This is a genomic window from Thalassobacillus cyri (assembly GCF_900107755.1).
Taxonomy (GTDB): Bacteria; Bacillota; Bacilli; order Bacillales; family Halobacillaceae; genus Thalassobacillus; species Thalassobacillus cyri.
The window spans coordinates 30,404-43,209 of record NZ_FNQR01000003.1 but is presented as its reverse complement, the minus strand read 5'-3'; the positions used below and the strand labels follow the sequence as shown (position 1 = coordinate 43,209).

13 protein-coding genes are annotated in these 12,806 nt (G+C 44.8%); 9 read left to right on the top strand and 4 right to left on the bottom strand.

Annotated elements, in window-relative coordinates; translation table 11 throughout:
- Nucleotides 1-788 precede the first annotated feature (788 nt).
- From BLV00_RS04340 to BLV00_RS04330, 3 genes are read right to left on the bottom strand one after another with little or no spacing between them, the layout of a single operon-like run.
- On the bottom strand, nucleotides 789-1,565 hold the full coding sequence (locus BLV00_RS04340) for an ABC transporter permease (RefSeq protein WP_245728816.1): 777 nt from the start codon (nucleotides 1,563-1,565) through the stop codon (nucleotides 789-791).
- A complete protein-coding gene (locus tag BLV00_RS04335) occupies nucleotides 1,562-2,470 on the bottom strand; it encodes an ABC transporter ATP-binding protein (protein WP_093042809.1) in 909 nt (302 codons plus the stop codon). Before BLV00_RS04335 ends, BLV00_RS04340 begins: the two co-directional genes overlap by 4 nt.
- On the bottom strand, nucleotides 2,470-2,673 hold the full coding sequence (locus tag BLV00_RS04330; protein WP_093042807.1) for a PLD nuclease N-terminal domain-containing protein: 204 nt from the start codon (nucleotides 2,671-2,673) through the stop codon (nucleotides 2,470-2,472). Before BLV00_RS04330 ends, BLV00_RS04335 begins: the two co-directional genes overlap by 1 nt.
- A 353-nt stretch (nucleotides 2,674-3,026) precedes the next feature.
- On the opposite strand from BLV00_RS04330, the gene trpE reads away from it, so the two are divergent.
- Genes trpE through BLV00_RS04295 form a run of 7 tightly spaced genes read left to right on the top strand, consistent with a single transcriptional unit; the run spans nucleotide 3,027 to nucleotide 9,555 of the window.
- On the top strand, nucleotides 3,027-4,535 hold the full coding sequence (gene trpE / locus BLV00_RS04325) for an anthranilate synthase component I (protein ID WP_093042805.1): 1,509 nt from the start codon (nucleotides 3,027-3,029) through the stop codon (nucleotides 4,533-4,535).
- Nucleotides 4,532-5,551, top strand: a complete 1,020-nt coding sequence (gene trpD / locus BLV00_RS04320; RefSeq protein ID WP_093042803.1) for an anthranilate phosphoribosyltransferase — start codon at nucleotides 4,532-4,534, stop codon at nucleotides 5,549-5,551. Before trpE ends, trpD begins: the two co-directional genes overlap by 4 nt.
- A complete protein-coding gene (trpC, locus tag BLV00_RS04315) occupies nucleotides 5,544-6,305 on the top strand; it encodes an indole-3-glycerol phosphate synthase TrpC (RefSeq protein ID WP_093042801.1) in 762 nt (253 codons plus the stop codon). Before trpD ends, trpC begins: the two co-directional genes overlap by 8 nt.
- Nucleotides 6,302-6,979 carry a phosphoribosylanthranilate isomerase gene (locus BLV00_RS04310; RefSeq protein WP_093042799.1) on the top strand — a complete coding sequence of 226 codons (678 nt, stop codon included), beginning with the start codon at nucleotides 6,302-6,304 and terminating at the stop codon, nucleotides 6,977-6,979. Before trpC ends, BLV00_RS04310 begins: the two co-directional genes overlap by 4 nt.
- A complete protein-coding gene (trpB, locus tag BLV00_RS04305) occupies nucleotides 6,939-8,132 on the top strand; it encodes a tryptophan synthase subunit beta (protein ID WP_093042797.1) in 1,194 nt (397 codons plus the stop codon). Before BLV00_RS04310 ends, trpB begins: the two co-directional genes overlap by 41 nt.
- A 1-nt stretch (nucleotide 8,133) precedes the next feature.
- Nucleotides 8,134-8,937 (top strand): tryptophan synthase subunit alpha, encoded by an 804-nt coding sequence (gene trpA / locus BLV00_RS04300; RefSeq protein WP_093042795.1) that lies wholly within the window; start codon nucleotides 8,134-8,136, stop codon nucleotides 8,935-8,937.
- Nucleotides 8,938-8,970: 33 nt separating this feature from the next.
- Nucleotides 8,971-9,555, top strand: a complete 585-nt coding sequence (locus BLV00_RS04295) for an anthranilate synthase component II (RefSeq protein ID WP_093042793.1) — start codon at nucleotides 8,971-8,973, stop codon at nucleotides 9,553-9,555.
- Between the two features lie 189 nt (nucleotides 9,556-9,744).
- Here the strand turns inward: BLV00_RS04295 and BLV00_RS04290 are convergent, their stop codons facing one another.
- The gene (locus BLV00_RS04290; protein ID WP_093042791.1) at nucleotides 9,745-10,086 is read right to left on the bottom strand and encodes a YflT domain-containing protein; all 342 of its coding nucleotides are present in this window, start codon (nucleotides 10,084-10,086) and stop codon (nucleotides 9,745-9,747) included.
- Between the two features lie 136 nt (nucleotides 10,087-10,222).
- On the opposite strand from BLV00_RS04290, the gene BLV00_RS04285 reads away from it, so the two are divergent.
- The gene (locus BLV00_RS04285; protein ID WP_093042789.1) at nucleotides 10,223-12,070 is read left to right on the top strand and encodes a GAF domain-containing sensor histidine kinase; all 1,848 of its coding nucleotides are present in this window, start codon (nucleotides 10,223-10,225) and stop codon (nucleotides 12,068-12,070) included.
- Nucleotides 12,045-12,692: a response regulator gene (locus tag BLV00_RS04280; RefSeq protein WP_093042788.1), complete on the top strand. Its 648-nt coding sequence runs from the start codon at nucleotides 12,045-12,047 to the stop codon at nucleotides 12,690-12,692. The genes BLV00_RS04285 and BLV00_RS04280 overlap by 26 nt, the downstream gene beginning before the upstream one ends.
- The last annotated feature ends 114 nt before the right edge of the window (nucleotides 12,693-12,806 follow it).

Here is a 12,806-nt window from a genome sequence, read left to right as displayed (position 1 = left end):
GTGTTGATTTACATTTAAGCTCCCTTTACTTGAAGACTCAGTTTCGAGAGAAACTGTTTCCGTTACGGTTGAGAATCTCTGGAGGTCCGGGAAATCACCGATCATGTTCATCCCATAGGACTTTGAAAAAGCATCTTGAATAATCACCGCACGAAGGAAATGCGTAGCATTTTCGAGGAGTCTCGCAATTTCCCGGACCTCCTAGCGTAGGTGAGGCAAACGGAAACATCGGTTTGCAGTCCTTCAAACATAGGGTGAGCTACTCATAAAACGTGCTTATAACCTGCATCATAGTTCCATATGTTTTGTGGAAGACATCTTCATCTATGCAATGGGTTCGTTTCTCTCATCCTTCGGATGGGTTGGTTGGGAAACTGCGAGACTCCCGCGGGAGAAGGAGCTAGGCAAGACCCCGCAGGGAGTGAAACGACCGAGGAGGCTTGCCAGCTCCCCCACAGGAAAGAAATGAATGCGTAATCGCCTTGGGAGACACGACACGCATAAGCAGAACATCAAAAGGGAAGGGTTCTTTCTTCCCGTTGATGGACTGCTTATGTCGCGAGTGTCTAGGCGATGAAGTTGGAAAGCGAGTAGTTTCCCAGCCATCCCTGACTCTTTTTTGGTAAAGAACCCCCTTTTACCTTGAAACTGAGTCTTCCACAATTCGGCCCTATTGTTAAATAAGAGTCTTATGAAAACCAACAAGTTTAACAGCGCCTTATGTATAAAGGTAGAGGGGTCCGAGTCAGGTTTGTACTGAGGTGCTGAATCCCTCTGAATGAAAAAAATCATGCCATTTCTTTGGTGCGGAAAGTGTAGATAGCAGCTATAAGCAGGGCGGTACTGATTCCTATTGTGACCAGTGCGGTTCCCCACAGGTCAGCTGGAATGCTTCCTTCACTGAGCATCGTTCGAATATAGCCACTTAACTTAGCGGGACTCCAATCGAGGACATGGCTGAAAATGTTCGTAATGATGCTGGTGATGATTACGAATAAAATCGTTAAGAATCCAACCAGTCCAGGCACTTTGAACAATGTGTTCATAAATACCGATATACTAATAACGAATAGCAGCCATAGTCCGTAGAAGAACCACGTCCATAACAAATGGATAAATGATACATCACCGAATAGTAAGTTGACGTAATACCAGCTGGCTAACATACCGGCAAAAAATGAAACGAGCACCAGCACATTTACCGCGCCCCATTTTGCAGTTACGTAGGTGCTGTACTTGACAGGTTTCACCAGCACGAGTTCAGCTACGCCGCTTTTTCTTTCCCCTGAAATCAGCCCCATCGACATCAAGGCGACGACAAGCACACCGAGCTGGCTGTATTGTGCAAGACTCATCATCAGCACATCGTGTGGTGGAGGTGTCGGAATCTCAAAGGTTGCACCTTCTGGCAGGCCACCTACGGATTCGATGATCTGCGGCATATAATAGGTGGAAATCGGGTCTGTTATTCCGAGCAGAATGAACACAAGTGGCACCCAAATCCACTTGAAGTTACGTCCTGCTTCCAGCATTTCACGTTTGAAAACTGTCATGAATTGCATCATGGATTCACCACCTTCATGAAGAGATCCTCTAAGGATGCACGACCTACTTCAAAGCGTTCTAGCGGCCAGCCTTCTGTATAAATCAATTGTAAAAATTCATCTCTCGCCTGGTTGGTGTCGTTAACAAAAATATGATGAACCCCTTTATTAGTCTCCATGCGAAGGACGGTAGGCAAGGCAGTTATTTTCGCTTCCTCAGGCGTGAAGCCTTCCTGGAATGAAACGTCGAGCTTATCGACACGATACTTCTGCCGTACACCTTCGAGGGATCCAGCCTCCACAATTTTACCGTTATGCATCAACAGCAGTTCATCACTGACTTCTTCGGCGTCATTCAGAATATGAGTAGAGAACAGCAGGGTCGTTTCTTGCTTCAGCTCTTCCATCAATGTCAGCACTTCGCGTCTGCCAATGGGGTCAAGGGCGGAAACCGGCTCATCCAGCATCAATAATTTCGGCTGGTGAATCATTGCCTGGGCAATACCCAGACGCTGCTTCATACCTCCGGAATATTTGCCAATCCGTTTATTCTTCGCATCCGCGATACCGACACGGGCCAATAATTCATCAGCACGTTTGGAAGCGATTTGTTTGTCCATATTAGCAAGCCTCGCGACATAGATGAGGAACTCCTTGCCTGACATCCAGGTATGGAAAACCGGATGCTGGGGTAGGTATCCAATGTTAAAACGGATATCCGATTGATCGCTCATCCCCTCGAAGGAAATCTTTCCTCCGCTGGAACGGATCAGACCGGAAAGCATACGCAACGTCGTCGTCTTGCCGGCGCCATTCGGGCCAAGAAGCGCTACACAAGAACCTTTATTAATGGAAAAATCAATCCCCTGGATGACAGGCTTGCCATCATAACTTTTCTTAAGATCTTGTACCGTGAGCAGCGACATTAGTCCTGTCTCCTTCCGATAACAAAATATAAGATCGGTCCAATCATATTTAATAACAGAATGATGAACAGCCACATGATTTTCGGGCCATTTGTATGCTCGATGCGGAACCAATCGATCAATGCGACCACTTGCAAAATCAACTGAATGACAAGCAGCGGTGCAACAAGTGCCCAATTGATTGTTTCAAAAACCTCTGTCATCTTAAATCCCCCTTTGATTACCGAATAACTAATTATACGAATAACGATAGGAAAAAGCTTCATTTTTGTAAATAATTCTTATTGAATTATTTGTTAAGGTAAAGTCTTTGCTTTTGTACAAATAGTCAGAACTTTTGGTTGACAGGAAGAATAGTATTCTATAAACTAACAAACAAGTTAAAGTTAAGAGATGAGAATGAGTGAGCTGAGTTGAGGTAGTGGGATGAGTTGAGCCGAGCGAGTAGAGGGACGTCAGAGAGAGCCTGAGCCGTTGCCTGTACCAACCTTCATTTTATCATCCACTTTTTACCCTCAAACTCTCATTCTCCATAATCATATGGAGAGGTGAGGACATGACCACACGTGAAGCTTTTCTGAATGATGCACGCATGCATCAGACTATTCCTGTTACAGAATCCTTTTATACGGATACACTGACACCGATTCATATGTTTCAGGCATTGAAGGACGAAGCGGTTTATATGCTGGAAAGCCAAGATCCGGAGTCCCCATGGTCCAATTTTTCGTTTATCGGTATCGAACCTATGATGGAAGTCGAACAAAGCGGGGAAACTTTTCAAATCAAAGACATGCAACGGAAATATGTGATGGAAGCTCCGAATTTACAGGATGCCTTCGATTGCTCCTTGGAGTACTTGAAAGTAAAAGAACCGGATGTCGCTGTTCCGTTCCGTGGAGGGGCCGTCGGTTATATCGCATATGATGCTATATCGGATGTAGAACCGGTCCCCTATGCCATCGAGGATGATATCCCGATTTCAAACTACCACTTGTTGTTTTGCCAGACGTTGATCGCCTATAACCATAAAACGAAAGAGACGACGATCATGCAGTTCGCACGATTGGAAAACGGGATTGAACCGGAAGAGAATTTCAACCTGGCCAAGGCGCGAATCAAAGAGCTCAGCGATCAGTTGATGAACAACGGATTTGTTCATGATCTTATGCTGACGAACGATGAAGAGGCTGAAGAAGAGGTCCCTTTGAAAAGCAATTATACCCATGAATCATTCCTGCAGGATGTAGAAAAAGTGAAGCGGTACATCCACGCCGGCGATATTTTTCAAGCGGTACTATCCCAGCGATTCGAGGCAGAAACGAAGCTTGGCGGTTTTCAGCTGTATCGGGTATTGAGGAAAGTGAACCCGTCGCCTTATATGTTTTATTTGAAATTTGGTGAACTTGAAGTAATCGGGAGTTCTCCGGAACGTCTATTAGAAGTCCGAAACGAGAGATTAGAGATTCATCCGATTGCGGGAACGAGAAAACGAGGCGCAACGGAAGAAGACGACAATTCATTAGCTAAGGAACTGCTGGCTGATGAAAAAGAACGGGCCGAGCACCGAATGCTTGTCGACCTTGCCCGCAATGATATCGGCCGCGTAGCCGAATACGGGTCCGTTGAGGTGCCGGAGTTCATGACCATCGGACGCTTTTCTAAGGTAATGCATATCATCAGTAAAGTGACCGGAGAATTACGGAAGGATGTCCACCCGATTGAAGCATTGTATTCTGCGTTCCCGGCTGGAACATTATCCGGAGCACCGAAAGTGAGGGCAATGCAGATTTTACGGGAATTAGAACCAACTCCCAGACACTTATATGGAGGAGGTATCCTTTATCTTGGATTTGACGGTAATATTGATTCCTGCATCACCATCCGGACAATGATCCTGTATCAAGGAAAAGCATATATTCAGGCAGGTGCGGGAGTTGTTGCCGATTCTGACCCGCAAAGCGAATATGAAGAGACATTGAATAAAGCAAGCGCATTGAAAAAGACAATCGAGTTAGCTGAGAAGGTTTTTGAGAAGAGCAGAGAAGGAGTGGAGCAGAGATGAAAGAATTATTGAAACGCGTCGTTGAAGGAGAAAGGCTAGGGGAACAGGACGCCTTTGAATTGATGAATCAAATCATGCAGGGGAAAGTCTCTACCGGACAATTGATGAGCGTATTGAGCGTGTTGCGCTACCGCGGTGAAACGGTCGAAGAAATGACCGGTTTTGCCAGAGCGATGCGAAATAATATGTTGAAAATGGATATTGAAGACGATGCGGTTATTGATACTTGCGGAACCGGAGGAGATGGAAGTTCAACCTTTAACATTTCTACCGCAGTTGCAATTGTGCTGGCCGCCATGGGTGTGAAAGTGGCGAAGCATGGGAACCGAAAAGTATCGTCCAAAAGTGGAAGCGCCGATGTGCTTGAAATGTTGGGGATGCCCTTAGAAGTTACACCTGAAGAAGGGAAGCGTGCCCTGGAAGAAAAACGGATGACCTTCCTATTTGCACCGAATTATCACCAGGCGATGAAGCATGCGGTACCAGCAAGGCAGGAGCTTGGATTCCGGACTGTCTTCAACCTGCTCGGACCGATTTCCAATCCCGCCCAGACGAAACGCCAGTTGATCGGAATCTATGATACGAACTATGGCGAAAAGTTAGCAGGCACCCTGAAGGCGCTTGGTTCCAAACATGTTTTGCTTGTGACTGGCCGTGACGGTCTTGATGAAATAACCATTACGGGAGAAACAGATATCGTGGAATTGAGAGATGGGGAGGTTACCAGATTTTCACTGAGCCCGGAAGAGGTCGGCCTGAAACGTGGAAAATTAGAAGATATACAAATCACCCATCCGGCAGAAAGTGCAGCGATCATCCAGGATATCGTCTATAACAAAGCGAATGACAGCGCGCGTGACATCGTATTGATGAACGCGGCGGCAGGATTATATATCGCAGGTGAAGCCGAGAGCATCCAGACAGGGGTGAAGCAAGTGAAAAAAGCGCTTGAGGAAGGTATAGTAAGGGAATACTTTGAAGCAATCACACATACAAAGGAGCAGAAATATGCTTGAAACGATTCTCGCCATCAAACAACAAGAGATAGAGAAGATTTTCCTGCCAGAAGAGCAAAGCACTACTCATTATTCCTTACATGATGCCTTAAAGCATTCACCTTACCTTGCAGGTTTGATTGCGGAAGTGAAGAAAGCATCTCCCTCCAAAGGGGTCATCCGTGATGATTTCAACCCTGTCGTCATTGCCCGGGAATATGAAAAAGCAGGTGCCCAGGCAATTTCTGTACTGACAGACCAGCATTTTTTCCAGGGTCACCGGGACTTTTTAAGCGATATAAAAAAGGTAGTGAATCTGCCGGTATTACGAAAAGACTTCATTATGGATTCCATTCAAATCGAAGAAAGTGCCAGGATCGGAGCAGATGCGATTCTGTTGATCGGTGAAGCGTTAGAGCCGAAACAGTTGCACGAATTTTACCAGCATGCGGAGGGTCTTGGTTTGGAAGCGCTCGTCGAAGTTCATTCGGAAGAAACGCTGGAAGGAATTTTGAAGGAGTTTACCCCGAAAATCATCGGTATCAATAACCGGAATCTCAAAACCTTTGAAACTACACTGGAACAAACGAAAAAGATCGCCCCAATGGTACCAAAGGAAAGTCTAATAGTCTCTGAGAGCGGCATTTTCAGCTATGAAAATATCGAACAGGTTTCAGCTGCAGGGGCAGAAGGAATTCTTGTCGGTGAAGCGTTGATGCGGCAGAATGACCTCAATCATGCGGTGACTCGTTTGATGGGAGGTGTCCGCTCATGAGAGAGCCTTTAGTCAAGTTATGTGGAAACCGGTCAAAGCAGGATTTAGCTTATAGTGCAGATTCTCAGGCGACTCATCTCGGGTTCATTTTCGTTCCAGGGACGAAACGTTATGTTAGGCCTGAAAGAGCCGGGCGCTGGATTAATGAAGTGAATCCAGACCAAACGCTGGTCGGTGTCTTTGTGGAGCCAACCATAGAGGAACTTGAAATCGTACTGCACTATGTTCCACTCGATATCATCCAATTACACGGCAATGAAACGGTTTCGGAAGTGCTTCAGATTAAAGAACATTTTTCTTTACCAGTATGGAAAGTGATCCATCACGCCGACTTCGGGGTCGATTATATGCATCTATTTAAAGGAGCCGTCGATGGCTTTGTAGTAGATTCCAAAGTGAAAGGGGTTTATGGCGGGACCGGCGTGCAATTCGATTGGGAAGCGGTCCCTGCTTATAGGAAAGAAGCAGAGCGTCAGGGAGTGCCATGTCTGATTGCGGGCGGCATCACTGCTGAAAACGCAGGAGAGGTATTAAGCTATTACCCTGGAGGAATTGATCTCTCCAGCGGCACCGAAACGGAAAATAAAAAAGATCGAAATAAAATTCAAGCGCTGATGAGAGAGGTGGCAAACTATGGTGCAAGTATATCCGGATCAAAAAGGGCGGTACGGTGATTTTGGCGGTAAATATGTGCCCGAAACATTGATGGCTCCATTGCAGGAACTGGAAGAAGCGCTTGATGAAGCTATGGCAGATAAAGATTTTATCGCGGAGTATCATCATGTGTTAGAAAAGTATGCGGGGAGACCAACAGCGCTTACTCATGCGGATAAGATCACAGACTTGTTAGGCGGGGCTAAGATTTATTTAAAGCGGGAAGATTTACTTCATACCGGCGCCCATAAATTAAATAATGCCATTGGGCAGGCGTTGCTTGCAAAACGGATGGGAAAAAGTAAAATCATTGCAGAAACCGGAGCAGGCCAGCACGGTGTCGCTTCGGCTACGGTAGCGGCCAAGTTCGGTCTCGAATGCAAAGTGTTCATGGGGGAAGAAGATATCCGCCGCCAGGAACCGAATGTTTTCCGGATGAAAATGCTCGGGGCAGAAGTGATTCCTGTGTCCAGTGGCCGAGGAACCTTGAAAGATGCGACCAATGAAGCGATCCGTTACTGGGTAGCGAACTGTGAAGATCATTTTTACTTGATTGGTTCCGTGGTCGGTCCACATCCATATCCTCGCATGGTTCGTGATTTCCAGCGCATTATCGGTGATGAATCGAAGCGTCAGTTTCTTGAAGGAGAGCCGACTTTGCCAGATTACATTTATGCTTGTGTCGGGGGCGGCAGTAACGCGATCGGGATGTTCCATCCATTTTTAGAAGACGATGTCGAACTGATCGGTGTGGAAGCCGCTGGGAAAGGTGTCGATACGGAGGAGCATGCGGCGACATTGACCAAAGGCGACCGGGGAGTGATTCACGGTTCGTTGACCTTCTTATTGCAGGATGAACATGGTCAGATAACAGAGCCTTATTCGATTTCAGCGGGTCTTGATTACCCTGGCATCGGACCGGAGCATGCTTATTTGTTTGATTCCAAACAAGTACGTTATGAAGCGGTGACCGACGAGGAAGCGATGGACGCATTGAAGCTGCTGACAGAGACGGAAGGCATCATCCCCGCTGTCGAGAGCGCTCATGCTTTAGCTCAGGCGTTCAAAGAAGCGAAGGATTTACCGCGGGATAAGACAATCCTTATCAATCTTTCCGGGCGCGGTGATAAAGACCTGGCTACCATTATGAATCATTTCAAGGGGGAGGAGTAACATGCTGACACAAACTTTATTCCAAGGGAAGCTCAGTAAGACAGAAGACCTGTTCATTCCATTCATTGAAGCAGGTGATCCTTCTCCGGAGGTAACAATTGAGCTAGCCTTGAAGCTTCAGGAGGCAGGGGCTGATATCCTGGAGCTTGGTATTCCATACTCTGACCCATTGGCTGATGGACCAACGATCCAGCGGGCTGCGAAACGCGCACTGGATAATGGAATGTCTTTGAAACAGGCGATTGAACTGATACCGACGATGCGTGAAAAAGGTCTGACCATCCCTGTTGTCGTCTTCACTTATTATAATCCTGTCCTCCGCATCGGTGAGGAAACGTTTTTTGAACTGCTTGAGGAGCATGGGGCAGAAGGAGTACTTATTCCAGACCTTCCCTATGAAGAAAGCGAGAGTGTCAGGGAACTGGCACTGAAACACGAGATAGAATATATATCCCTGGTCGCACCTAACTCGGAGGCACGGATACAGAAAATTGCTTCAGAAGCCCGCGGATTTCTCTATTGTGTATCCACCCTTGGGGTAACCGGCGGTGAAAATCAGTTATCTTCTGAAGTTACACACTTCATTGAGAAAGTGAAAAAGCACAGTCCAGTACCTGTAGCAGTAGGATTTGGTATCTCAACCAATGATGATGTTCGAATGATTCGCGAGCATGCCGACGGGGTGATTATCGGGAGCAAGATTATCCGCCTGGTAGAGGCAGAGGTAGAAAACTTGAAAGATGAGCATAAACGAGAGGCAGCCCTGGATCGTTTTTATAATAATGTACGTGAATTAGTCGAGTAGCGGAGGAGGAAGAGCAGAGAGGAGCTGAGCAAAGTGATTTACATGATTGATCATTATGATTCATTTACCTATAATATCGTACAGTATTTAGGGGAATTGGGAGAAACAATAATCGTTCGACGTAATGACAAGGTAAGCATAGAGGAAATAGAGCAGCTGCAGCCTGACTTGATTTTCCTGTCACCAGGGCCATGTTCACCAGGTGATGCACCATTGACCTTGGAAGTCATTGATAAGTTCAAAGGAAAGTTTCCAATTTTCGGTGTATGCCTCGGCCACCAGGCAATCGCCCAGGCGTTCGGGGCAGAAGTGGTAAAGACAGAAAAGTTGATGCACGGCAAGTCTTCCTTCATTCATCACGATGAAAAAGGAATATACGAAGGATTACCATCCCCGATGGAAGCGATGCGTTATCATTCCTTAATTGTGGATATGGAGAGTCTGCCGAAGACCTTTGATTTGTCCGCCGTAACCGTAGAAGGTGAAATTATGGGGATCCGGCACAAAAACTATCCGATTGAAGGGGTCCAGTTTCATCCCGAATCGATCGGGACGCTGGAAGGGAAGCAGTTGATGGAGAATGTCTTGCGGCAATATATTAAAGTGCCAGTTAAATGAGTTCCGTTTGATATAACTAAAGTACTAACCGATTACATCCTTTAGATAATAGTCACCTTCAGGATTATTTGTAATAATAATAGGAAGTTATCGCTCAACAGAGCAGGTAACAAGCGGATTGGTCAGTGATTGTTCATTCGACCAGTCCGTTTTTGTTTTTACATACAAAAAAGGCCTGGATTTCAGGCCTTAGAATTTAACATCCTCTTCATTAGTCACTACTAATGCAGTTTTTCCTTTTTCTAATTCTTTATGGAGTTCCTTGGCCTTGGACTGGTCAAAACCAATCTCTTTCAATTTGGAAATCAACTTATCATCTTTTCCCCGGAAGACATTTTTGGTTGCAGTACCGAGGCCAGTCTCGCTGACGCCTATTTTATTAGCATCTGTTTGCCTTTTAGCTCGTCTGACATGGTCATTGTCGTGAGAAATAATATAAATATTATCTTCGTCTACACCATGACTTTTAATCCTGTCGATGGATTCACCCATCTGTTCATCGTCACCAAAAATTTGATAGTTCGGTTGCATTTTTACCCCTCCTTAGGAACAGCGTTTCCCTCCTTTGAAAATACTTAAACAGGTGTAACACGCTTTTAATAATTGCTAAACGTATAGGATTCAGCTAATATTTTAATTACCAGAATATTATAAAAAAGGTGATGGAATGCAGAAACTTACCCCAAACCAAAAAGAACGACATGCAAAAATATATATGATCTTTGTTTCAGTGTTGGGATGGGTACTGATTTTCCAAAGCCTTTTGAACCTCCAGTTAATTGAGGATGCCCACATTCTGTTATTACTCGGAACATTTTTGTGGCTGGCTGAATTTTACCCCATCCCTGTCTGGAGGGGAAATTCATCGCTGCACTTTCCTATCATCTATGTGATGTATTTAGCGTTTGGCCTGGCCTACACAGTTACATTGTTCGCTAGTATTGTCTTTGTCATCTATCTGATTCGCCGCTACCCGCTGCGTATCGTTTTTTTCAATCCTTCCCAATTGATTTTAAGCTTTTTCCTGGCCGTCCAACTGGCAGAATTTTTCTTGCCGGCATTCCAATCCGGTTTTACCAATGGCGTTATACACTTTGTTGCAATCGTATTCTTATATTATTTGTTCAACAATCTATTTGTCGATATCGTCCTGTTGCTTCGCCCTCAAGTCTATACGTTCAATGCCTGGAAGCAAAAAATGGCTACTGAAATTGTAGGTGCCGGTATTTCCTTATCTTATGGCATTATTTTTTACCTGGTAGGGACACAGAACCGGGGAGAGATAGACATATTTTCATACTTTTTCTTTTTCTCGCCTTTAGTCGGCCTGGCACTGCTCAGCTCGATGATCGCCCGATTAAAGAAGGAGAAGAATCGCCTTCATTCCTTGTTTTCCATATCAACGAAGTTGAATCATATGCTTCCTTCCGATCGGTGGATGGAAAATTTGGCGGATAACTTAAAGGAGTTCATCGATTCCGATGCTGCGATTTTATGGATCAGAGAGAATGGAGAATGGAAAAGGAGTTTTGAGGATGGAAGAGTACAGAAGGATGTCAGTCTCCCTATGAATACGAAGGAAAAGTTCCTTTGTATAAAAGAATCAGTCCTCTATCAAAACACAACAAAAGAGGCAGGTATAGCTGGAAAATGCTTTGCCTCGGATCTTCATGCGCTGTTGTATACCCCTTTGCTGCTGGAAGATGAAATGGTAGGGATGTTAGTAGTGGCGAGAAGCAGGACGAAAAGCTTCACGAAAGATGATGTTGCTTCGCTGTCCACGATCGCAAACCAATTGGCGGTGGTTATAAAAACAAGAAATCTTTTTCATGAGCAGGAACGTTTATTGATCTTTGAGGAGCGAAACCGGATTGCTCGTGATATTCATGATGGTGTGGCTCAAACCCTTGCCGGCGCATTGATGAAATTAGAAACAGCTGAGAAGAAATTTGATACAAAAAAAGATGAAACCCGGGTGTTATTGGATGAAAGCATTCATAAAATGAGGCATTCCTTAAAGGAACTGCGGGACTCGATTTATGCCCTGCGTCCATATCCTACCGCTCGAATTGGTCTGTCGTCAGCGATTATGCAAAAGATAGATGCTGTTGATCATGATCAAGACTTAGAGATAAAACTTGAAATCAGAGGAGAAGAACAAGAGCTGAGTCCTTTTGTTGAGAAGGTCATGTTCGAGATCTTTCAGGAAAGCTTGCAAAATAGTATCAAACACGGACAAAGCAGCAGGGTTGATGTTCTGCTCAGCTACCAATCGGAGCATGTTCTAGTGAAGGTGAAAGATGATGGTGTCGGCTTTTCTCTCTATCAAGCGATGATCAAGGCAAGGAACCGCCCTCATTTCGGAATTTTGAATATGAATGAAGCGGCAGAAAAAATCAACGCCTCCATACAAATTGACAGTAAAGAAGGAGAAGGGACAGAGATTACGTTGTTAGTTCCAAAATTAGGAGTGGAAGGGGAGGAAACGATTGATAAAAGTTATGCTAGTAGATGATCATGCTGTCTTAAGGGATGGTTTAAAAAACATATTAGGAATGGCTGAGGATATTTTGGTAGTAGGGGAAGCGGTAAATGGAAAACAAGCATTGGAAATCGTAGAGGGAGCAGACCCGGATATAATACTGATGGATATCAATATTCCCGATATTAATGGAATTGAAGTGACAAGGATGATAAAAAAAGACCACCCACATGTTAAGGTGCTCGTTCTGACAATGTATAACCATGATGAATATTTCATGTCAGCGATCAAAGAAGGCGCTGACGGTTATTTATTGAAAGATTCACCATCAGAACAAGTCATCGAAGCGATTCATGATGTCTTTAAAGGAGAGTCGGTGGTCCATCCGTCTATGACAAAAAAACTGTTTGCTATTCATCAACAAAAAGCGGAGAGCGGCAGCGACAACCAACTCACGGAGCGAGAAAAAGAAGTCCTTTTGTGTCTGGTAGAAGGACTAAGCAACAAGGAAATCGGCAAACGTCTATACATTAGCGATAAGACTGTCAAAATTCATGTAAGTAAAATATTTAAAAAGCTTAATGTCAAAAGCCGATCCCAAGTAGTGATATATGCGGTACAGAACCAGCTGGTACCATTACCGCCTGGTTCTTAAGCTCTTCTTCGGAAGGGCTGTTTTTTTTGTTCTAAATGTTAAATAATCAATGGTTAGTACCAAAGTAGTAATTGATTTTAGTACTTAGGAAGAGCATTTTTTACATCTATTAGT